This window comes from Bartonella sp. AS69XJJH, assembly GCF_042195585.1.
Classification (GTDB): Bacteria; Pseudomonadota; Alphaproteobacteria; order Rhizobiales; family Rhizobiaceae; genus Bartonella.
Window position 1 is genome coordinate 1 of sequence record NZ_JBHIOO010000009.1, and the last position, 22483, is coordinate 22483.

At 35.2% G+C, this 22483-nt stretch carries 20 protein-coding genes and 2 tRNA genes; 8 read left to right on the forward strand and 14 right to left on the reverse strand.

What is annotated here, in order from left to right; translation table 11 throughout:
* The first annotated feature begins 9 nt into the window (after positions 1-9).
* A complete protein-coding gene (locus ACFIK6_RS05675; RefSeq protein WP_375677465.1) occupies positions 10-225 on the forward strand; it encodes a hypothetical protein in 216 nt (71 codons plus the stop codon).
* A gap of 117 nt (positions 226-342) precedes the next feature.
* On the opposite strand, the gene ACFIK6_RS05680 is transcribed toward ACFIK6_RS05675, so the two are convergent.
* The 7 genes from ACFIK6_RS05680 to ACFIK6_RS05710 all read right to left on the reverse strand — a co-directional run bounded on the left by ACFIK6_RS05680 (position 343) and on the right by ACFIK6_RS05710 (position 5661).
* Entirely contained in the window at positions 343-489 is a 147-nt protein-coding gene (locus ACFIK6_RS05680; RefSeq protein ID WP_375642141.1) for a hypothetical protein, read from the reverse strand.
* Positions 490-575: 86 nt separating this feature from the next.
* A complete protein-coding gene (locus ACFIK6_RS05685; RefSeq protein WP_375642142.1) occupies positions 576-779 on the reverse strand; it encodes a hypothetical protein in 204 nt (67 codons plus the stop codon).
* A 59-nt stretch (positions 780-838) separates the two neighbouring features.
* Positions 839-988, reverse strand: coding sequence for a hypothetical protein (locus ACFIK6_RS05690; protein WP_375642143.1), 150 nt, complete (start codon positions 986-988; stop codon positions 839-841).
* A gap of 259 nt (positions 989-1247) precedes the next feature.
* Positions 1248-1331, reverse strand: a complete 84-nt coding sequence (locus ACFIK6_RS05695) for a hypothetical protein (protein WP_375642194.1) — start codon at positions 1329-1331, stop codon at positions 1248-1250.
* A gap of 289 nt (positions 1332-1620) precedes the next feature.
* Positions 1621-2568, reverse strand: a complete 948-nt coding sequence (locus tag ACFIK6_RS05700; protein WP_375642144.1) for an outer membrane protein — start codon at positions 2566-2568, stop codon at positions 1621-1623.
* A gap of 451 nt (positions 2569-3019) precedes the next feature.
* Positions 3020-3292, reverse strand: a complete 273-nt coding sequence (locus ACFIK6_RS05705; protein ID WP_375642145.1) for a hypothetical protein — start codon at positions 3290-3292, stop codon at positions 3020-3022.
* Positions 3286-5661, reverse strand: coding sequence for a mechanosensitive ion channel domain-containing protein (locus ACFIK6_RS05710; RefSeq protein ID WP_375642146.1), 2376 nt, complete (start codon positions 5659-5661; stop codon positions 3286-3288). Before ACFIK6_RS05710 ends, ACFIK6_RS05705 begins: the two co-directional genes overlap by 7 nt.
* Before the next feature lie 183 nt (positions 5662-5844).
* Here ACFIK6_RS05710 and ACFIK6_RS05715 point away from each other — a divergent pair, with 183 nt between their 5' ends.
* From ACFIK6_RS05715 to ACFIK6_RS05730, 4 genes are all read left to right on the forward strand, one after another.
* Entirely contained in the window at positions 5845-6222 is a 378-nt protein-coding gene (locus ACFIK6_RS05715) for a hypothetical protein (protein WP_375642147.1), read from the forward strand.
* 91 nt (positions 6223-6313) lie between these two features.
* On the forward strand, positions 6314-8827 hold the full coding sequence (secD, locus tag ACFIK6_RS05720; RefSeq protein WP_375677459.1) for a protein translocase subunit SecD: 2514 nt from the start codon (positions 6314-6316) through the stop codon (positions 8825-8827).
* 94 nt (positions 8828-8921) lie between these two features.
* A complete protein-coding gene (ybaL, locus tag ACFIK6_RS05725; protein ID WP_375642149.1) occupies positions 8922-10673 on the forward strand; it encodes a YbaL family putative K(+) efflux transporter in 1752 nt (583 codons plus the stop codon).
* A gap of 15 nt (positions 10674-10688) precedes the next feature.
* Complete coding sequence (locus ACFIK6_RS05730; RefSeq protein ID WP_375642150.1) at positions 10689-11642, forward strand: YbhN family protein; 954 nt, start codon at positions 10689-10691, stop codon at positions 11640-11642.
* A 1566-nt stretch (positions 11643-13208) separates the two neighbouring features.
* On the opposite strand, the gene ACFIK6_RS05735 is transcribed toward ACFIK6_RS05730, so the two are convergent.
* A tRNA-Lys gene (locus tag ACFIK6_RS05735) sits at positions 13209-13284 on the reverse strand.
* Positions 13285-13721: 437 nt separating this feature from the next.
* Between ACFIK6_RS05735 and ACFIK6_RS05740 the strand changes: the two genes are divergently transcribed.
* Positions 13722-15290: a TerC family protein gene (locus ACFIK6_RS05740; RefSeq protein WP_375642151.1), complete on the forward strand. Its 1569-nt coding sequence runs from the start codon at positions 13722-13724 to the stop codon at positions 15288-15290.
* 555 nt (positions 15291-15845) lie between these two features.
* Here the strand turns inward: ACFIK6_RS05740 and ACFIK6_RS05745 are convergent.
* The 6 genes from ACFIK6_RS05745 to ACFIK6_RS05770 form a co-directional block, all read right to left on the reverse strand.
* Positions 15846-16040 carry a hypothetical protein gene (locus tag ACFIK6_RS05745; RefSeq protein WP_375642195.1) on the reverse strand — a complete coding sequence of 65 codons (195 nt, stop codon included), beginning with the start codon at positions 16038-16040 and terminating at the stop codon, positions 15846-15848.
* 210 nt (positions 16041-16250) lie between these two features.
* Entirely contained in the window at positions 16251-16496 is a 246-nt protein-coding gene (locus ACFIK6_RS05750) for a hypothetical protein (RefSeq protein WP_375642152.1), read from the reverse strand.
* 1749 nt (positions 16497-18245) lie between these two features.
* On the reverse strand, positions 18246-18638 hold the full coding sequence (locus ACFIK6_RS05755) for a hypothetical protein (protein ID WP_375642153.1): 393 nt from the start codon (positions 18636-18638) through the stop codon (positions 18246-18248).
* A 303-nt stretch (positions 18639-18941) separates the two neighbouring features.
* The gene (locus tag ACFIK6_RS05760; protein ID WP_375642154.1) at positions 18942-19073 is read right to left on the reverse strand and encodes a YbfB/YjiJ family MFS transporter; all 132 of its coding nucleotides are present in this window, start codon (positions 19071-19073) and stop codon (positions 18942-18944) included.
* Between the two features lie 5 nt (positions 19074-19078).
* Entirely contained in the window at positions 19079-19333 is a 255-nt protein-coding gene (locus ACFIK6_RS05765; protein ID WP_375642155.1) for a YbfB/YjiJ family MFS transporter, read from the reverse strand.
* 477 nt (positions 19334-19810) lie between these two features.
* Positions 19811-19887: transfer RNA gene (locus ACFIK6_RS05770), tRNA-Arg, on the reverse strand.
* 261 nt (positions 19888-20148) lie between these two features.
* Between ACFIK6_RS05770 and ACFIK6_RS05775 the strand changes: the two genes are divergently transcribed.
* Entirely contained in the window at positions 20149-20922 is a 774-nt protein-coding gene (locus tag ACFIK6_RS05775) for an NAD kinase (RefSeq protein ID WP_375642156.1), read from the forward strand.
* A 146-nt stretch (positions 20923-21068) separates the two neighbouring features.
* On the forward strand, positions 21069-22472 hold the full coding sequence (locus tag ACFIK6_RS05780) for a DEAD/DEAH box helicase (protein ID WP_375642157.1): 1404 nt from the start codon (positions 21069-21071) through the stop codon (positions 22470-22472).
* Positions 22473-22483: the final 11 nt, after the last annotated feature.

A 22483-nucleotide genomic window follows, 5' to 3' on the forward strand; every position in this document is an offset into this window, starting at 1 on the left:
AACGCGTGTGTGGGTGGAAACATGGCTAGAAAAAAAACACAAGACGATATAGAGCTTACAGAAGCAGAAAAAGAAATCCTTCAAGAAATCATCATTGCCTACAAAAGTGTAAAAGTGATGTCACGTTTGATGAAGTGGATAGCATTTTTCTTTTTTTTATTAATCCTTGATTTTGCCCGTCTCATGGATGCGATAAACAATGTCTTTGCGCATTTAAAACAGTAGCTAACCAAAAACTGAAAGCTTTATCCCCTCCCTGCTTTTAAAGAGAGCTTATATTGTAATCTATCCGCTAACCGCTTAAGTGTTTCTTAGACACCAGACACGACAATAAACATATTATCAAGCCTCTCCTGAGATAAAAAGCGCCCATTGTTCCAAGAGGACACGGCGCTGTTCTGAAAAATTCGTCCGCATGTAAGCCTTCGTCACTGAATTCCCAACTGAATGCGCAAGAATAGTTTTGGTAATCTCAAATGGTGTTGACATTGTTTCTGCTATTCAGTCCCGCAGAATCGATCTGAAACCATGAAGTTTATAATCAAAACCTTTGTCTTTCATAAATTTAGAAAGTGTTACATCAAATAAAGGCTTTCCAGAACTCCCAGCAAATAAAAAACATTTTTTTCTATTTTTTCTTTTTCAATAACAGCAAGCGCTTCAACTGTAAGCGGCGCATGAAAATCATAAACCTCTCCAACAATTCTCTTCATATTTTCTTTTGGAATAATCCATATTGATCCATAAATCTCTTCTGACCGAATATGCCTGATTGGCATAGAACACCCCCCGTCAAAATAAGAAGTTTTAAAGCTAGATTTGATACAAGCTCATCATTTTAAGATTGAAAAAACTTAGGCATTTCTTTCCATGGCATTACTGGAATATTTTGGGTATTTTGAATAAAATTTTCTAATAAAGCTTTTGCTACCAATTGCATATCCACATCTATACCAAGTGCTGCCGCATGTTTTATAGCTATATTCAAGCGGTATAGAGCTTTACTTGCTGTTTCATTTTTTGTCTTCCAAATAGGAAAAATTCATCCTTTTTATCAATTTGCGTCAGTTCAGTGATTGACATATCAACAAGTTTAGGAAAAACATGTAACTCAAGGGATGTTAACCACCTTGCTGCTTTTCCTTCATTTTTTTCGCTTCAAAAGTACTGGAAGCAATTTCTTGTAAAGAAATACTACCCCCTGCCCGACACAAATTTTCTTTTTGTTTTTGATAAATTGGGTCAAGTCATTGAACAAAAAGATCACGACAAGCTGAAGCCTTGAACCGTGCTTCTTTTAAAGATACATCGCTACAAGAGCCTAATCCCATTTCTCGTCGTCTTTTATTGAGGTCAAACCTAAAAAACCATCATCCTTGATCTGGTGCAGTTTTGATAAGCCATAAACCAGCTCTGTCAACATTTTTGCCTTTAGATAGATTTTTACAGATAAGACAGACAATCTATCACCTGTTCTCACTCTTCGAATCACCTTTTGAATTGCGCTTGGAGCACTTTCATCTGGTACCAAGATTATATATAAAAGGCAGTTTAATAAAAAATAAAGGCCCTATCAAAGAGATAGGACCTCTTAAATTTAAGCTCTTTTATCCTACAACACTAGAATTTGTAAGCTATTCCTGCGCGAAAATCATTCGTCTTATACTTAACTTCAATTTCGTCTTTAAATTTCTTTTTACCAAAATCTGAGTAACGATATTCCGCACGCATAACAAGATGATCTGTCATTGCAAAATCAACACCACCACCGAGAGTATAACCAATCATCGTTTTTGTTACATCCGATGTCCTATTAAATGGCTCACCTCCCGTAATTACTGTCGACAAAATATCTTGAAACTGTCCATAAGCAACACCACCAGCAATATAAGGCATCACACGCCCCGCAGAAAACCCAACACGCACCCGTGTAGCACCTGTCCATTTTTGTTTTAACGTATGATTAAAAGTTAAACTGTTTTTCTCTTCTTTATCCTCTGCAACAGAGCGAGAAAGACCTCTATCCTGTTTTCTGACGAGCTTTGCCCTTTTTCGACTCTTGTCATCTGTACTTGGTTCATCAGTATCACTACCCGTTCCTTCAGTGCCGGTTCCTTCAGTGCCGGTTCCTTCAGTACCGGTTCCACCAGCACTCGATTCATCAGCCTGAAATCTTGTTTTTGTATCCTTTTTTTCCGTTAAAAGCATATCCGTATCAATCCCCACAATAAAATTATTACCGAGATCAAAATTAACACCCGCATAAAAACCACCTATAAATCCAGAAAGATCCGGCATATACTGTTTCTCGATCGGAACCCATGATTTACTTTTACTCTCCTCATCAGGATAGAGAGGAATATCAACATAAGGCGTTATTGCAGAAACTTTACTTGAAAAGCCACCAACTTGCCCCCCGAAATAAATGCCTCCCCAAGAAAAAGGTGAAGAAGCAACAACTTCTGAGGCAACATGTACTGGCTCTTCATGAGCCACCACATCTGCAGCCTGTACTATAGAAGGCGAAATCAAAGAAAAAACAGACGCTGTTATAAATTTTGTATTCATAAAATTATACCCCATTGCTAAATTTAAATATAATCAAAAATCACATTTAGAAAAACAAAGTTTTATAAAATCTTATGCAGCAAAATCGCATGTACTCCTTTATAGTTACATTTAAATCTATCACTATACTAATATATCATTACATCAAAATTTAATATTATCAAATAAATTTTAAAATATTATAATAATCAATACTTAAAATAATAAAAATTTAATAAAAATACCTATTATGTTTTTAAAATGAGAAAGTATAAAACATTTTGTATTTAAAATACCACAATATTCTTACATGCAAAATACATACTGTAAATTTCACATAGTATAAAAATATATCTATTTTATACTAAAGTCATACCTTTTTTCTACTATCTTCTAAAGGATGAGATTATTAATTACGCACAATATCATTATTCTTCTAAATTTTTTCTCCAAACAAAAATTCTCAATTATTTTATTTAAAAATTGCTCTTCCCCTACTGATTTCTATATTATCATCTGCCTTTATTGCAAAACGGTCTTTATTAGGAAAAGTTATAAAACATCCCTTCATACAAATTGTAATTATTTGATGAGTATTTAAAGAAATTTTTGAAGGTATACTTCCTTCGACAACAACGAGAGATTGTATCTTTAAATCTGTATTCTTCACTGTTGCAGCAAAAGCTGTTATGGTAAAAAGATTCAACAGAATAACTGTAATCAAAGCATAAATATATTTTAGCATTCTAGGATTCCTTCCTCAGCAAAACGCTTATATAAGCTAAATCGAAGAGCATTGGTTACATGAGAAGGTGAAGTAATATTAGGCACATAAATAGCTAAATTAAAGGAGAAACTCTTATGATCAAATGCTGTAAAACTCACCTGCGGAGTAGGACTTTTTAAAACGCCTTCTGTTGCAAAAGCAATCTCCAACAAAATTTCAGCAACATGCTCTGGAGCAACCTTAGATGATACAGTAACTGGTATATCAATTCGTCCTACTTTATTGCGTCGTGTCCAATTACTAACGTTGTTATTAATAAGGCTTGAATTGGGAATAATAATCGTCTTACGCTGAATGGTCTCAAGTTCTGTTGCACGCACATTAATACGCTTAACAACACCAGCGACTGATCCAGATTCTATATAGTCTCCTATTTTAAATGGTCTTCCAACTAAAATAATAAGTCCAGAGACAAAGTTTTGGACAATATTCTGTAAACCAAAACCTATACCAAGAGAAAGTCCTCCAGCAATAAGAGCGAAATTTCTAAGATCCAAACCTGCCATTGACAATCCCGTCAAAGCAGACACAACAACGCCGCCATAACTTATCACTGTTTTGATAGAATTACGGATACCAGAATCGAACTCTCCATGAACCAACACCACACTATCTAACCAACCAATAAATCGGCGAATAAGAAACCAGCAAATACAAAAAGAAATAATTCCTGTTACAATAGAAATCAAAGAAAGAGTAATATTTCCAATCTGAAAACCGGTAACCAATTGCCACAATACTGCTTTCAAATCAGAATAGGAAAATCCAAACTGTACAGCAATTGGCATTGCACAAAAGACAACAACAAATAAATTGAAAAAGACGCTCACAAAAACTCCCAATTGATTCATCGTTTTTTCTTCTAAATGAAACCGCTGCATCAAAAGATGACCAACCGTTGTTTTCATAAATTGTCCTTTAGTTCCAAGTGCTTGAGCGCTTCGTATTCCTAAATACATGAGAACTAAAAATGCTCCATCAATCATAATTTGCTGCATAATAAAACGTGCAAGACCAACGTAGCCTAAAAAATTCAACACAAAGAGCAGTAATCCCAAGCCAATAAGAGGAATGCGTATATAAAATGGCCAAAAGTATGGCTCTTTTTTTTCTCCTTGAAGACGCCTACGTCTAAACCGCAAAGGTACAAATGATATTATAAACAGCAATATCGCTACAAGAAAAACAGCAATAAAACTTTTAGCAATTGTCAAAGATAGAGGCGCTGAAATGATTTCATAAATACTATCAAGAACAGCGTCAAACGCCAAAACACCCCCTAAAGAAGTGAGTAAAATCACTAATTGATAAGCAGACGATGGTGCAATACTGAGAAGACGCATATGGGGCATATTCGATGATAAAAGAACAATCGCTAAGCGATTGATTAAAAATACTAAAATAATTTGACAACCTATCATATCAAAAACTATTGTAAGCTTACCTAGATCTAAGTTAAAACTACGAAATAAAAACAACACAAGATAAACGCAAAGAGTGCATACAAGCGAAGGTAAGAGAACTGAAATAAAGGCGATCAATAAGCGTTGTAAATAAGATATTGCCTCATTAGACTTGGTAAAGTGGCAATACACATGAACAAGAACTTTTCGAGAAAAATACGAAAGTCCCAAAGTAATAAAAAGTGGCATTAAAAAGCAAAGAAATAGTTGTAAAGACTTGAAGTGAAATATAGAATTCCACCAAGAATCTAACAATAAAAGAAAATCTGATGAAGCCTCTTTTGTTTTTTGGGCGAGCTGTTTAACCATCGGAATAGAAAACTCAAGCCTATACGTAAGTGTGCGTTTAAAAAGCTCCCGAGATTGAGAAATAGAAAGTTCAGCTATTCTATTTGCCGCTAAGAAAATCTCTTCAAAACGAAGCATAATACTGTTAATTTTAGCTTTTTGCTCTATCAAGTAAGAATATTCCGTCACTGAGCTTTTCAGTTTTTTTACGTCACGATGGAGCTCCGTTAATTGATCAAGAAGTGTATTAATCTCATTAAGAGGAGGACGCAAAACAAATGCTGCCTCAATAGCACGTTCACTGATATCTTGTGCACGTAACCGCAATTCTTCTAAAGCACGCTCATTTTCTGGCTTTCTGTCAAAATCTCTTTTTAAAGTTTCAGTATTTTCTTCAAGAGTATCAATAATCAACTGTTGTTGTTGAACAATTTCATCAACTGAATAAGAAGTAATTGTTTGTTCGACAATTGTATTTTGTGCACCCCTATTCCCCCATGCACCAGAATGAAATACAAAGATAATCCCCAAAAGAAGGAAAATTATGCGGATGTTTTTTCTACAAAATGTATACATATCTACCTTATGCGCACAAAAAGGATTTTATCCCCCCTCTCTTTAATATGGTATAAAGAAGATATTTTCAACTTTTGTAGAATAATCTTATAAAAGCTTTCCCTTATCCTATAATACTGATAATAAGAGAAAAGGATAATATAAATAAGCTGAACTCAATAAGATTAAAGAAGGCACTCTAGCATGTGTTTTTTGCACCTCTATTGCAAAAAAGAAAATTTTCTTCCTTTGACAACTTGGATTTTTCTATCCAGTTTAGGTGTATTCTTGACGAGCAACCTAGGAACGCGTGCTTATTTAATCAAACAATCACACACCAATAATATCATTAAAACGAATAGATTTGATTTACGCAATAAGTGTGATCAGTTGGATGTTACCACAATTGAAAACAAAAAACTTATAACACTCCATACAGAATCTATTTTTATGAGAACTTTTCAAAAAATCCTAACATTGGATTTCTTTTTAATAAAGATTCCAGCTATTGGTACACGATTTCGTAGCGTTAAAACGCAATATTTCTCAAATAAACGCGCTCCTCCCAATGAGCACACTTAATTCTCTTCCTTGAATTATAAAATGATCATCTTATTTTACTTGTGCTTTTAACTTTAAATAACTGTTAGATTGCCTATTAGCGGAATATATCATGCGTACACCTGGTTGGTTAACTACCCTTTATTGTTTTATTCTTTTAAGCAGCATTTATGTTGCCTTACCCAATTTATTTTCACACGAACAAGTTAAAAACTCGAAACTCTTACCCGACACCCGTGTAGCACTTGGTCTTGACCTTCAAGGAGGCTCTTCTCTCCTGCTCGAGGTTGATAGCAAAACGTTAAAACGCGATCAGTTACACATCGTTTTAGGCAGTGTACGCAATGTATTGCGTGAAAAACAAATCCGCACCTCAAGTGTGCGTATCGTTGAAGATAGCATTATTGCCCTTATTTCTGATCCATCGCAAACTGAAAAAGCACTCTCTGCTTTGAAAACATTAATAACCCCCATACACAGTAGCTTTGGCACAACAGAACATAACATCACGATCAGTGCTCAAAATGAAACTCTCCGCGTCACATTGACGGAAGCTGGTATAAAAGACCGTATAAGCAATGCTATTGAACAAAGCTTAGAAATTATCCGTCGCCGTATAGATCAAGTTGGTGTTTCAGAACCAGCCATCCAAAAGGTCGGAAATGATCGTATTATGGTCCAATTGCCTGGCCTACAAGATCCAAAACAACTGCGTGATCTTTTAGGAACAACCGCTAAGATGAGTTTTCATCTTGTTCCTTCTAATGTGGATCCCAATAATCCCCCTATAGGTGTTTCTATTCTTCCTGGATACACTGATGCAACACAACATTATGCAATTTATGATCAAATCGCTTTAGATGGAAATGTCCTGAAAGATGCCCGTGCAGGTTTTGACCCCCAAATACCAGGACGTTCCATTATTTCATTTACTCTAGATTCCGCTGGTGCAAAAATATTTGCCGATATAACACGACAAAATATTAACCGTCCTTTTGCTATTGTTCTAGATAATAAGGTTTTAACCGCTCCGACCATTAATAGTGTCATTCCCAATGGACAAGGTCAAATTACAGGAAACTTTGACCCCAAAGAAGCCTCAACTCTGGCTGCTCTGCTTCGTGCTGGTTCCCTCCCCGCACCACTCACGGTCATTGAAGAGAGAACCGTAGGTCCAAATCTTGGTGCTGATGCCATCCAAATGGGACTTTACACCGGCATAATTGGCTTTATTCTTGTTGCAATTTTTATTTTTCTTCTCTACCGCATTTGGGGATTAATCGCCAATATAGCACTAGCTCTACACACGATTTTAACATTTGCTGCACTGAGTCTTTTGGGAGCTACGCTTACGCTGCCTGGTATTGCTGGTATTATTTTAGGCATCGGTATTGCCGTTGATGCTAATATTCTCATCAATGAACGTATCCGTGAAGAAAGTCGAAAAGGTGTGGGTGCTTTTGCAGCCCTAGATCGTGGATTTAAACACGCTTTTGCAACCATTGTTGATGCAAATGTTACGGCAATTATAGCGACTGCCTTACTATTTTGGTTTGGTACCGGTCCCGTTCGTGGTTTTGCCGTAACAATGTTGCTTGGTATTATCATCTCTATGTTTACCAATATCACCATTGTACGCATCATCATGATTTGGATCGTTTGTAAATGGAAAATTAAAAAATTGCATATTCACTCTGCTTTCAACATCCTGCCACAAAACACAACTTTCCACTTTATGAAAGCACGCTTCATTGGTATTGGCGTCTCAATTGTTTTATCAATGGCTTCAGTTTTTCTCTTTTTTAAGCCTGGATTGAATTTCGGAATTGATTTCATTGGTGGAAGCCAAATGAGTATTACCACGAAAGCACCAGCAGATCTAGCAACTCTGCGTTCCAAGCTTTCTACTCTTAATATTGGTGAAGTTACCTTGCAAAATATTGATAACGAAAATACCGTATTAATTCGCATGCAGAAACAAAGCGGTAGCGAAGCACAACAAACCATCGCCATTGATAAGGTCAAAACAGCTGTACAAAATATCTATCCCGATACCACATTCGATCAAATAGAAGTTGTTGGTCCCAAAATTTCAGGCGAGCTTGCCACTGCTGCTTTTACTGCTGTTATTCTTGCGGCTATTGCCATGTCTCTCTATATATGGTTACGCTTCGAGTGGTTCTTTGCCATTGGAGCAATTATCACTCTCATTCTAGACACCACCAAAATGATTGGCTTTTTTGCTTTATTTCAATTTGATTTTAATTTAACGGCTATTGCTGCGCTCTTAACAATTGTTGGATATTCTATAAATGATAAAGTTGTCGTCTATGATAGGATGCGCGAAAATATGCGTCTTTATAAAAAAATGCCGTTGCGCGAACTGATTGATCTGTCAATTAATCAGGTTCTTGTACGTTGTTTTTTTACATCAGCTACAACAATTCTTGCTATGCTTCCCATGGCGATATGGGGTGGAAGTGCTGTTCATAATTTTGCATTACCCATGGTCTTTGGGATTATTATTGCAACATCATCCTCTATCTTTATTGCTGCTCCTATTTTACTCCTGCTAGGAAATTGGTGGCGTGAGCGAAATAATCGTGCAAATATCAAAGTAAAATAAAAATGTCCTTTAATACGTATGATACATCTCTCTTCTCATAGAAATGTAGTCATTTTCATTCATTCGCTTTTTGATCAAGAATAGTAAATAATCCATGCTCCACGACACACCACTTATCACAACTATTGTTGCAGGTTTATGTTTAGCATTTCTCTTAGGAATGCTTGCTAGCCGTTTACGTATTTCACCACTTGTAGGCTATTTGTTAGCTGGTGTTATTGTGGGACCCAATACAGGCGGATTTAAAATAGATTCCGTCATTATTAATCAACTTGCTGAAATTGGTGTTATTTTGCTGATGTTTGGTGTTGGGCTCCATTTTTCATTAAAAGACCTTTTGTCTGTCAAAGCTATTGCTGTCCCCGCTGCTATTGCACAAATGGCATTTTCTACTTTTCTAGGTTTGTGCCTTGGTTTGCTTATGGGATGGGGTTTCAGTGGTAGTTTGATCTTCGGCCTCGCTTTATCCATAGCAAGTACTGTTATCCTGCTACGCGCTTTACAAGAGCGTCATCTTATTGAAACAGAAAAAGGACGCATTGCCGTTGGATGGTTGATTATTGAGGATTTAGCAATGGTCCTTATACTTGTCCTCATCCCTTCCCTAGCAAGTGCACTCAGCAATACAAAAAAAGAAGCGTTGGATCCTCTTGTTCAATGGTTGGATTTAAGTATTTGGGGTATTTTTGGTCTCACCATCCTGAAAGTGATTGTATTTATCGCACTTATGCTCGTCATTGGGCGACGCGTTATCCCATGGCTTTTAAAAATGAGCGCACAATCGGGATCACGTGAATTATTTCGTCTTAGCGTCTTTGCTATTGCATTAGGAGTAGCATTCGGAGCCGCTCATTTATTCGGTGTTTCTCTTTCTCTTGGTGCTTTTTTTGCTGGTATGGTTATGAGCGAATCAGAATTAAGCCACCGTGCCGCCGAAGAATCCTTACCACTGCGCGATGCTTTTTCTGTTCTCTTTTTTGTTTCTGTAGGCATGTTATTTGACCCAGAGAAACTCTTAACTCATTTTTTTCCTCTCTTAGCAACCTTATTTATTATCGTAATCGGAAAATCTGCTGTTGCCTTTTTCATCGTTAAGGCTTTTCGCTATTCTAATGCAACAGCTTTGACTATTGCTGCAAGCCTTGCCCAAATCGGAGAATTTTCCTTTATCCTTGCTGGTTTAAGTTTAAGCTTAGGACTTTTAAACAATGACGCTCATGATTTAATTCTTGGAGGAGCAATTTTTTCTATTTTGCTCAATCCTCTTATTTTCATTGCCTGTAATAAAATTAAAAAACGTCTAGAAAAAAAATCTGCATCTTCACAAAACACCCAAACAATTATTGATATTGATCCACAAGACCCAGACCAAGATTTTTTACCGATGACCTTAAAAAATAACCATATCGTAATTATTGGCTATGGTCGTATCGGTAAGTGTGTTGCATTATCTTTAATCAATAGAGATAAACCTATAGTGATCGTAGAAGAATCAAAACGCCTCTCTGATAAAGCGATTGCAGATGGCTTTGAGGCTATTTGTGGCAATATCATTCAACAAGAAATAATGAACGCAGCAAATATAAATAATGCACATAAAGTTGTTATTACAATGCGAAGTACCATTGAAGTAGGAGAATGTATTGTGAATATACGTGATATGAAAAAAGATATCCAGATAATCACACATGCATTATCCGACACAGAAACAACTTATCTCATTGATTTAGGTGCTGATGTTGTAGTAACAGATGATGAAGAAATTGCCAATGGCATTATAGAGTATATAACAGAACGAAGATCTGTAAGGAATATGCTCAATCATGAAGATTTACAGAAAACATAAAATGGATACAGAATCGTGAAAATAAAGCAATTTATATGGCCATTGATTGGTATCTTAGCAATGCTGGTATCTATTCGAATTCTTTACATGAAGCTCTCTACCATTTCATTTGGGGATGTATTGGAGCGCTTGAGCGATTTAAATGCACAGCAATGGTTATTAGCCTGTTTATGTTCTCTCCTAGCTTATGCTGCTCTTGCTGGATATGATCGAATTGCCTTGCAACATCTAGGCCATAAAATTTCTTGGATTTTTATCGCTATATGTTCATTTACAACCTACGCTCTTTCACACAATATCGGTGCTTCAGTTTTTTCTGGTGCCGTTGTGCGCTATCGTGCCTATAAAATGAAAGGATTAAACGGAACAGAAATCGCCATATTAGTAGGTTTTTGCTCTTTTACTTTTGTAATCGGCACAATTTTACTTTTGGGAATCGTTTTGGTGCTGCAACCCGAAATTATCACCCTCATTCATAAAGAACTTCCTAAATGGCTAGGAACAACGGTTGGAGCAATTTTACTCAGCTGTATAGCACTTTATACGTTTGGCAGCTGGCTTCAGTTAAAACCCTTACGTTTGGGTAAGAAAATTCAACTTTCCTATCCGCGGCTGAAAATTGTGATTCAGCAGCTTCTCATTAGCCCTCTAGAGCTTTTAGGAGCAGCAGGAATTATATATGCTGTTCTCCCACACAATGCAGATATTCATTTTATCTCTGTTCTTGGTGTTTTTCTGGCATCTTTTACAATAACTCTTCTCTCCAATGCTCCAGCAGGAGGAGTAGGAGTTCTTGAAGCTCTCTTCATAACAGGCATGCCTAACATAAATCCAACCGACGTTATTGCAGCACTTATTGTTTTTAGAATGTTTTATTTGATTATACCGTTCATCATTTCATTGTTTGTAGTCGTCATTTTTGAAGCGCAACAATATTGGAAAAGAACCTCCAAAACACCACCTGAATAAATAAAAGGCTATCAACGACTTCTTTTTTGTGTACCTACAAATGATTATAATCACGCTAAATTCAATTATATATGTAAATTAATACAATCATTATTTATTTATCTTTTTCACATCGAAACTTGAAGGTCCCCTTTTATAAAAAACATAGAAATATTTATCTATTTTCCTTTCAAAAGAACTCCTATAAGCTTGAATATTAAAGATACTATTTCATTGTGTAATCGATTTTTATGTTGGATAAAGCACATGATTGCAAAAATTTTTGCAAGAAACATATGCTCAAAATTAAGGACCTCTATTTGAAAATAACGTCATTTTATTATTTGAAAAAGAAAAAGTATTATAGATAAATAATAATTAAAGGACCCTTTTAATAAAAAAATCCCGCAAGTGATCATACAAAAAGGCAAGAAAAAACTTTACGAAATTTTTATTTCTCAAAAATATAGGAATAATGTGTATACATATTGCGTCACGCTTTTATTTGTCACGTTCTTTAATAGAATCAAGCCTCTTAAAGAGAAAAAACACCATCGTGTTGCCAATTTACGTATCTTTTTTAAGAAACCTCTCTCAGCGCTCTTCCCCATTACACAACAACACCCGTGAATGGTATAATAATAAAGCCATTGTTGCAGCGTCATCTTTATACTTAATAAAAGAGCAAGACTGCACCATTATACTATTTTTCCAATGCTGTGATAACTTTTAGCGCCTAAGAACGTTAATAAAAATCATTTTTATGCTTTTCTTCAATAGTCTTTATCCACACGTTAATCCCATTTATGATGCACAAATGAATGATTTTAATTGATTCATTATAAGAGGGATTAAAACAAAAGAAGTTTATGATAGTAATTTTTTTTTCAAACAACGAATAATTAATTGTTATAAATCAATTATATTATAATGAATCCGAGTGGCTTTCTTAATATTTATATTTTTATAGGTTAAGCTAACGAAAAGACAGTATAGCGTAACTGCACAGCTTAATATTTTAAAACTTTAAGCCTCATCAAAGCTTATTGTCTTTCGTTTAACAGGTATTAGCTTTAAACAATTGAACTAATCTAATTTATTCCTTTTATGTCCAGCTAACTACTTTATTTTATCTTGATTTATACTCTTGGAATACTGATGATTATTATAGAGATTTTGTTTAAGTGAAAGAGTTATCAAAAAATATCCACGCTGCTAACACAGGTGTAAAGTTTCTTCTGTCTTCAAACAATATGCCAAAAATTCAAAAAATTTTAGTCAATTTATATTAAAAGAAGTGAAATCTGTTGATTTTTATACCCCTTTAAATAACACAATTGTCGGTAAGAAACTTCTCCTTACCAATTGATTAAAAAAAAGAAACAATACACATTAACAGGTCTTTAAATATTCTTTGGAAGTTCTTTGAGTCCCCTAAAAAATATAAAAACTGATGACTAAGCTATATCAACAATCTTCACTTTTAAACAAATGCATATGGCGAAATTCTACTGCCAAATTTTATTTAGAAGCTCGTACCTTAAAAAAATTTATGCAATCAATAAGTTATTACGGTATAAAATAGAATGGTGGGTGATGAGGGGATCGAACCCACGACCCGCTGATTAAGAGTCAGCTGCTCTACCGACTGAGCTAATCACCCATAAGCTTCTCAAAAGATGAGAATGAGCGTTTCTATAACGCTCCTAAGAATGGATGTCCAGATATTTTGTTATTTGTTATATAAACTCATTGTCTGTAAGGTTAAAAATATGATATTCACCACTTGATCTTATATAAAAATAACCCCATTATAAGAAGCTTTATAAATAAATGTTCTGATTGTTATACAGAACCTAGAGTTAGAGGATTATCGAGCATAATGCCCGAGCAAAGTTTAGAGGAACCTTCTTGTGGTTGTAGGCGGGATGGGGCATCGTTTTGTTTTATCAATAATCACTTGCATTCAAGCAATATTGTGCTGTTTTTTTCTTTGAATATAAGTTTTTTTACATTCAATGTTCATGATCCAATATACGAATAAAAGCCTATGAATTTTTTTTGTCAATCGCACGCTTTTAAGCTTCTAAAAGGTAAGGAATGATGGAATGGATCACTGATCCCCATGCGTGGTTTGGTTTGATCACGCTGGTTTTTCTCGAAATTGTTTTAGGAATAGATAACCTTATCTTTATTGCAATTCTAGCTGAAAAATTGCCACTGCATTTGCGTGACCGCGCACGCTTTATAGGTCTTACTTTAGCATTAATTATGCGGCTTTTCCTTCTTACAGTTATTGGATGGGTCATGAGACTCGATAGGGTAATTCTTTCACTTTCATCTTTTGCATTTAGTTGGCATAGCTTTATTCTAATCGGTGGTGGAGCCTTTTTGCTAGCAAAGGGAACGCTAGAATTACATGAAAGGTTAGAAGGGGTATCTCATGAAAGAAAAACAGGCGTTGCTTATGCTGTTTTTTGGCAAGTAATCGTCCAAGTCGTGGTGCTGGATGCCGTTTTTTCACTAGACAGCATTATTACCGCAACAGGTATGATTGCAAAAGAGCAAGCAGCAGTTATGTATATCGCAGTTATAGCTGCTATGGGAGTGATGATGTGCGGATCTGGTGCTCTTATGCGTTTTATTAATCGTCATCCCACTATTGTAATCCTTTGTCTTGGTTTTTTGATGATGATTGGTTTTACTCTCATTGTTGAAGGATTTGGTTTTCATATTCCAAAAGGGTATTTGTATGCTGCTATTGGTTTTTCTGTTCTCATCGAAGCTTTTAATCAAATTGGACGTCGTAACCGTGAAAAAATGATTAAAACGAATGATCTACGCAGTAGAACAGCTGATGCTGTTTTGAGGCTCTTAGGAGGAGGAAGCAAAGATAGTCACCTTGCTGAGACTGTAGATGTTATTGCTGAACAGGCCGCAGCTTCTGAGTTGTTTAGACCAGAAGAAAAAGAGATGATTCGTGGTGTTCTCGATTTAGCTGATCGCCCTGTTCGCTCTATCATGTCGCCACGTAATGAGATTGAGTGGTTAGATTTAAATGCTGATGAAAATGAAATGCGTGAAGAATTACAAAAGGTTAAACATAGCCGCTTAATTCTTGCGCGTGAAAAAGTGGATGAATTTGTTGGCGTTGCGTTGACAAAAGATCTTCTTTTGAATTTGGCTGAGGGGAAAAAGATTAATTGGAAAAAAGCTATGCGAGAACCCCTCGTTGTTCATGAAAACACAAGTGTTTTACGATTGATGGAGCAATTACGTCATTCTTCGATTCAGCTTGCAATTATTGTTGATGAGCATGGATCTTTTGAAGGAATTGCGACACCAACCGATATTCTTGAAGCTATTGCAGGAGACTTCCCTGATGATGATGAAGAACTCATGATCGCAGAACAACTTGAAAATGGCAGTCTTCTTGTTGAGGGATATGCTGATATCCGCCGTTTAAGTGGTTATCTTGGGCGTAACCTTGTGGATGAAGCAGATCGTTATACGACTCTGGCAGGCTTTATGCTTTGGCAGTTTGGTCATTTACCAAATGAAGGAGAGAGTTTTGAAACTGATGGTTTACACTTTAAAGTGATTGAAATGGAACGCCGAAACATATCTAAAATCCTTATTTCTCCAATTGTCTTACCAGAAAAAAGCTAATTCTTTTTATAAACAAGATGAATAAAAAGATTTTTTTATGATTAAAAATTGAAAAGAATAAGAAGTTGATGACTTAATTGCATTTCATTATTTTATATTTTTTTTGAGCGTAAAGTAATGAACATACAAAGGTTATGTTATCAACGAACTTTCTATTACAAAAAATTTTCATTGATAATTTACAAAAAGCTTTAAGAAAGAAAATAGTGCAAAATTATTTGTCAGTGATCATTAATCTCAAAAATAATAAATTTATATAACATATTGATTTATAATAATTATTTATTACAATGTTTCCTTCACATCAAGAAATCCTCTTTCAAACATCAGATTTCCGCCAATGGATAAAACTCCACCATTGTTGGGTTCACTCAACTGATGATGGCAGCTTTAAACTAGACTCTGGCTTTAATCTTTTTAGATCTTCTTGATATTTCTTAAGGAGATATTCCTTATCTTTTGTTTCGATAAATTTAGCTATTTTGTTCTTTCCAAGAATGAGTCCACCTCTCTGGAAAGACTCTTATTAAGAACTTTGTTTTTCTGCCAGATGGCTCATATTTTTACTACTTTTGCAATTAAAGCGTAGCTGAGTTGCTTAGATTTCACCACTTCTTTGGCTAAAACCAATGCACGTTCAAAATGAATCGGTTGGGTATTTTCATCAAAGCCTAAATGACCCCTTGCACTGAAACTTTGATAATAAGATTGTAAAGTTGCAACATCACCCAATAAAGCCAATACACCAATATGAAGTAGCTATCATCTGCATCATCTACCTTGATAACCTTATGTGCCTCAACTTCACTCTTTTTCCAAGGTGGTGCTCTATATCTGGAATAACCGCATTTATGAAGATCAACTTTTTTCATCGCCCATTTCAAGGCATATTCAAGCTTTAATTCTAACCAATCCGCATATATTTTTTCTTCACAAACACTCAACCCCTTTTTATCAAAATCAAGTTGTAGATCTTATAAGTGCTGGGAATTGATAGGAATCAATTACTATGCAGGCAGCAGCTAAAATACCAGTACTAATCGAAACTCCAACACCAAATTGCGGATAATCTTTGATAATTACGTCATTATAAAGAATTTCTACTTCACAATCTGGTAGTTGATAACGTGCTGAATAATTATCTACCTCTTTAATTTTCTCCACAAAGCAATCAAGATTTTTGAAGAGCGCTGTTGCACTCTCCATGGTTCAAAAATTCTTTGCTCTACCTCAAAAGAGGTTGTATCCATATCAAAAGTCAAAAGCGAAGCAGATTTTTGCAAACCAAATTGATAACACCGTGTAAGAGAAGAATCTTATCATAAAAAATACAACAAAGCCAATAATTTGTGTGCAATTATTTTATATGAAGCCCCTTTAAAATCCACACTTTCATACGTGATTCAATTGACCGTTTTTTATAAACAATTGCCATGTATGAATAAACCATAAAAAGCAAATCATGGTGCAAATGTTATAACGTATGTAACCATTCAAATGAAGTGAAAAGCAGCTATCCTTCATAACAGTTCATAAATTTTATGATACGTTTTTATCACACACAAATCACATTATTAAAAACGTAATTGTTGGAAATTATCAATAACATAAATTGCATGCGTTTAAAGAATGCTATGGGGTTACTCTTTTTTGAGCTAAACCTTAAAAGGAATAATCATTTGAAACTATCATAAGATAGGTTTTAATTCATTAAGGATACATAAAATGATTTAAAAATAAGTCGATTTTAAAGCGCCGCTTACTAAAAAGTTAGTAAATGATAGGCAGGCATTACATAGATACCATCATCACAACAGGTAATAAAATTGATAATGTTATGTCTTATGAAATCAAAAGATTTTTACGCAGGAAAACAAGAAAAAACGTTTTAAAAGTTACAGTTTAAAAATATGAAACCAAATGAGGTCCCCTCAAATTTGAGGATACCTATTAAGACAAAGATAAGCAGATAAACTTCAAAAGGATCGTAATCATATCACAAAGGCATGGAATTTTACTCAATTTTTAATCAAAATCTACCCTGTTTAAAGAATGCTCTATTCTAAAGTTAACGAGCCCGAATTTGAGCTGGTTAATTTTGCCAGCCCAAATATGGAGCGACTTATTTGCACAGAAGTTATGTTTAGTGCAAAGCGAAAATACACTTATGAGAATCTCACTAAATGAACGTTTAAACGTTTAGAGACATAAAATGAGATCTCTATAAGAAACGGTTGAAACCTAGGTTTTATAAAAAGCGATTGTTTATTGTCTTATGAAAAGCTGCTTTTAAAAAGCAATACTCGTAAATGTAAAAAAACGGGTTTTGTTACAGATATTCACTTAATACGCATTTTCTCTTGATTATCTTGATATGAACCTACCAAGCATTTTAATTTATTTGATACGTTTAATTTTAGAATGTAAGTTATTTCAATTCACTCAGCTAGATTTTAAGCTTGATATTTTGAAACGTTTTAAAAGAGGCATTTTGATAATGTGCTTTGTTTCAAATAACCAGCTCAAAAATGAGGGAGTTATTTTTAATACGTTTTATAGCCATAAAAAAGTGTTTATAGGTTCTGTAATTCAAATGAGTGATTAAAGATCATATCTGTTCATTTACGTTCCTTTTGATAAGTTTTAATCAATCGAATAGAGTGCTTGCAATATGATACGTTTTGTATATATGCGTTCATTATTGATTTCTTTTGTATGATCTGTAGTACCTCTATTTAAAAGCCGCGTCATATCACTTGGCACGGCTTTCTTTTATGCATTCTCTCTTTTATGATGGGTTTTATAGCCATCAAAAAGGCGCCCCTCTCGTCTATCATTTATTCTGTTTATCAATCTTAATAACGTTATCGCTTTCATCAACCTCACAATTTATGGGAGCCGAATATAAATCGCTACGTCTTTTTATTCTTGTATTGCCATACACATTACCTCTAATTACGAAATCACCAGAGCTCTTAGCATTATCATAAACAGTGCTATATACATCAGCATGACACCCCACTCTAGATTGCCGTAAACCTTGCTTAACAACAGCATGATCATAAACCGCGGCATTGCTGTGAGTACGTGCATTACCGGATAATTTTGCATTCCCATAAACCCGCGCATAATGATAAACTCAAACATTATAAAAAAGACGAGCATTGTCATAAACATGAGCACCAAAATACACATGGGTTTTATCACATATAAGGCATTGCCATATACATAGACACCAATAGCAGCATTGCCATAGTCCCTTGCGCTTTCATAAACACGACCAGATTTTACAACACAGGCATTATCAGAAACCCAGCAATTTTTATCATGAGATGAGGTTGCTTTCATTTTCAATAAAACTACCTAGATCGCCTTTTTTACATCACCAAAATCTTTTAAAGTACGAATGCGATATAATATATGACCAGTCACGAAATCCATTTGATTGGTCAATTCATATTTTGGGGATCTTTTATTAACAGAAGCGGTTTCATTTGCAATGGAAGCAAGAACGGGGCTGTTTTGTTGATATCGTTGTCATAATTAAACCTGTATGTTTTAAAAAGTTTTAAACAAGCATTAAGCCGACTCCAAACCAAATGTTGATCGCATCAAGCGTCCTGTTCAAACTAATAATAACATATTCATTACCTAGTAAATACCAACTCCTACACCTGCATAAAGCGAAGCAATAATCCGCCGATTATGGCTATGCTGTATGATCATAATAAAACCCAAAACCATCATTGCTACACTCGCAATACCAACAGCAAAACGGATCAAAAGGACTAAGTATTAACGTCATGGAAATAATAAGTGCAATCATTACTATAGCTGCACAGGATAGCATATGAAGAGCAAGAGATATATTCCAAATTTAGCCAAGCGTAAAGAACATACCCCCAAACTAAATAACCACCATAATTAGCGCTAACTATATAAGAAAGTTGCTTAAAGGTAAACAATCCCTCATCCAACATAACTGACAATACTGGTGTATAGAGAAATCGCCCGATACCCATTCTCAAAACCATAATAACCATACTGGATACAGCGTTTTGAACCAATTCAAATCTTGACGATTATTTTTCCCATTATTATTCTTTTAACTAGTGATATTTCTCATCTGCGTTCCATCTCACTATAACAACCTTTAGCGCCCCAAATAGAATAAAAGCACATTTAGCTATCTATTTTAATGCTCAGAACAATATATTTAGCAATCTACTGTCAACATTGCCAGATCAATCATACAATAACATATTGAATTATATGTATTTTTATGTTATAAATATTTATAGTTAAATTGAAAGCATATTTAGATAATCTTGTTTTTTTATCTTGATATTCAAAATGACTAACTGAAAAATTATATACGCAGCCGCACATTTTACTTCTCTTAAAATCATTTTCTTATCCGCTACAACACTTAATAAACAACTCAAACGACCATTTCCATAGAAGAAGTGGTTTCTTTTTAGGTAATATTGCTATTTAGGATGATATGAAGTTGAAGAATTTGGTGCACCCGACAGAATTCGAATCTGTGACCTCTGCCTTCGGAGGGCAGCGCTCTATCCAGCTGAGCTACGGGTGCTTCAAACTGATTATTAAAATCAGTTATGCTCTTTTAACTAATCATACTCTTAGCTTCAATGCTAAATTATCATTCTAATAAAAATTACTTGTTTGTAACTTATATAACGACGAATTCCTCTTACTTTTCAATGATACTTTACCTTGAAATAACTTCTCTTTATTCAATGCTCTTTTTATTATAAAAAGAGTTTTTATTGCAACTTCAAAACTCTCAAAAATAAGTTACAACATAAATTATAAGTATCAGGATAATTTTTTAATGACTACATTACCAAGTCGCTTTCATTTTATTTCCGCAGAAACTGAGAACGCTATCAAAGCTACCCATAAGTTAATTTCGGTTTATGGTCATTCTTCTCTGGAAGAAACTGATATTGTTGTTGCAATCGGTGGTGATGGGACAATGTTACAAACCGTACGAGACGTCATGTACACAGGCAAACCTATTTATGGCATGAATCAAGGTTCTGTAGGATTTCTTATGAATGAATTTCATGAAAAAAAATTGCCCCATCGTATTGCTGTCGCACATAAAAAAGAAATTCATCCCCTGCGTATGATTGCAAAATCTGAATGTCAAGATTTTATCGAAGCGCTTGCAATTAATGAAGTATCCCTCTTTCGGCAATCTTATCAAGCCGCAAAAATCCGCATCACCATTGATAACAACGTACGCATGGAACAATTAAGTTGTGATGGTGTCCTCGTCGCTACACCAGCTGGATCTACCGCCTATAATTTATCAGCACAAGGACCTATCTTACCTCTTATGGCCCCCCTTATGGCCCTCACTCCCGTTAGCCCTTTTCGCCCTCGGCGTTGGCATGGAGCTTTGCTTCCCAATACAGTAACAGTGCGTTTTGATATGCTTGAACCTGACAAACGCCCTGTCAACGCTGCTGCAGATAATATTGAAGTTAAATCTGTCCATTCAGTTACTATTTCAATGGCAACAGAAGTAACAGCTTCAATCCTTTTTGACTCAACTCATTCATGGGATGAGCGCATTTTATCAGAACAATTTCGCTATTAATGATTGTATTATGCGTTTTATATGTATATGATTGTTATAGTTAGTTTTTTTGTGAAAACATCTTAACACTTTTAAAGAGTGTAGAATATTGGTTATAATCATCATTTAGATAGCGCAGTTAAAATCACAGAGCAATTGATAAAAAAATGATACCATCTTTAAACAGTTTTGATGATTTAGGTCTTTCCGCAAAAGTTATTAATGCGGTGAAATCAGCGGGGTATACAGCTCCGACACCTATTCAAAGTGAAACAATTCCGCATGTCCTTCAAGGAAAAGACGTTTTAGGAATTGCCCAAACGGGCACAGGTAAAACCGCCTCTTTCGTATTGCCTATGCTCACTCTCCTTGAAAAAGGTCGTGCAAGAGCACGAATGCCCCGTACGCTCATTTTAGAGCCAACACGGGAAATTGCAGCTCAAGTTGAAGAAAATTTTGATAAATACGGAATAAATCATCGTTTAAATGTTGCTCTTTTGATTGGTGGAGTTTCTTTTGAACTCCAAGATCGCAAACTTGAACGGGGAGCTGATGTTCTTATAGCAACACCAGGGCGCCTTCTTGATCATTGCGAGCGCGGTAAACTACTCCTAATGGGCGTTGAAATCCTTGTGATTGATGAAGCTGACCGCATGTTAGATATGGGCTTTATTCCTGATATTGAACGTATCTGTAAGCTAACCCCTTTTACGCGTCAAACTTTATTCTTTTCTGCAACAATGGCGCCAGAAATTGCAAAACTAACGAAACAATTTTTACATTCTCCCGTATCTGTTGAAGTTACAAAAGCTTCCTCAACGGCTACCACAATTACACAACGGCTTGTCAAATCTGGAAATAAATCATGGGATAAAAGAGCGGTTTTACGAGAGCTGATCCAAAATGAAGGTGCAGAGCTTCAAAATGCAATCATTTTCTGTAATCGAAAGAGAGATATCTCTGAACTTTTTAGATCGCTCATCAAACATAACTTTAATGTAGGGGCACTTCATGGAGATATGGACCAATATTCGCGCATGAGCACCCTAGCTGATTTTAAAAATAATAAACTTACGCTTCTTGTTGCTTCTGATGTCGCTGCCCGTGGACTCGATATTCCAGCTGTAAGTCATGTATTTAACTATGATGTTCCTACACATGCTGAAGACTATATCCATCGAATTGGTCGTACAGGGCGTGCAAATCGTAGCGGAAAAGCTTTTACAATTGTCACAAAAGCTGATCAAAAATATATCAATGCCATTGAGGAAATGAGTAATGAAAAAATTGAATGGCTCAATGGAGATCTCTCAACTTTAATAGCCGATGATCAAACAGAAGATATTGTTGTAAAGAAAAAATCTTTAAAATCATCAAAGAAAACTGCTCCCAAAGAGCCCGTTGCTCACGCTAAAAAATCTGTAGAAGAGAATAAAACAGAATATATCAAAAGTGCAAATAATAAAGAGAAGCCATCTGAGAAACAACGCCCACGAAAAAATAAGAATTACACGCCCCTTGGATTTGGTGATGATATTCCTGCTTTCATGCTTATAAAAACGTGTAAATAAACCCATTCCTT

Excerpts from the sequence above, each read along its gene's own strand:
- ACFIK6_RS05765 (WP_375642155.1), bottom strand. The coding sequence starts at position 19,333 with ATGGTTATTATGGTTTTGAGAATGGGTATCGGGCGATTTCTCTATACA.
- ACFIK6_RS05710 (WP_375642146.1), bottom strand. The coding sequence starts at position 5,661 with ATGTATACATTTTGTAGAAAAAACATCCGCATAATTTTCCTTCTTTTG.
- ACFIK6_RS05700 (WP_375642144.1), bottom strand. The coding sequence starts at position 2,568 with ATGAATACAAAATTTATAACAGCGTCTGTTTTTTCTTTGATTTCGCCT.
- ACFIK6_RS05680 (WP_375642141.1), bottom strand. The coding sequence starts at position 489 with ATGTCAACACCATTTGAGATTACCAAAACTATTCTTGCGCATTCAGTT.
- ACFIK6_RS05750 (WP_375642152.1), bottom strand. The coding sequence starts at position 16,496 with ATGGAGAGTGCAACAGCGCTCTTCAAAAATCTTGATTGCTTTGTGGAG.
- ACFIK6_RS05705 (WP_375642145.1), bottom strand. The coding sequence starts at position 3,292 with ATGCTAAAATATATTTATGCTTTGATTACAGTTATTCTGTTGAATCTT.
- ACFIK6_RS05775 (WP_375642156.1), top strand. The coding sequence starts at position 20,149 with ATGACTACATTACCAAGTCGCTTTCATTTTATTTCCGCAGAAACTGAG.
- ACFIK6_RS05695 (WP_375642194.1), bottom strand. The coding sequence starts at position 1,331 with ATGGGATTAGGCTCTTGTAGCGATGTATCTTTAAAAGAAGCACGGTTC.
- ACFIK6_RS05685 (WP_375642142.1), bottom strand. The coding sequence starts at position 779 with ATGCCAATCAGGCATATTCGGTCAGAAGAGATTTATGGATCAATATGG.
- secD (WP_375677459.1), top strand. The coding sequence starts at position 6,314 with ATGCGTACACCTGGTTGGTTAACTACCCTTTATTGTTTTATTCTTTTA.
- ybaL (WP_375642149.1), top strand. The coding sequence starts at position 8,922 with ATGCTCCACGACACACCACTTATCACAACTATTGTTGCAGGTTTATGT.
- ACFIK6_RS05740 (WP_375642151.1), top strand. The coding sequence starts at position 13,722 with ATGATGGAATGGATCACTGATCCCCATGCGTGGTTTGGTTTGATCACG.
- ACFIK6_RS05780 (WP_375642157.1), top strand. The coding sequence starts at position 21,069 with ATGATACCATCTTTAAACAGTTTTGATGATTTAGGTCTTTCCGCAAAA.
- ACFIK6_RS05715 (WP_375642147.1), top strand. The coding sequence starts at position 5,845 with ATGTGTTTTTTGCACCTCTATTGCAAAAAAGAAAATTTTCTTCCTTTG.
- ACFIK6_RS05755 (WP_375642153.1), bottom strand. The coding sequence starts at position 18,638 with ATGAAAGCAACCTCATCTCATGATAAAAATTGCTGGGTTTCTGATAAT.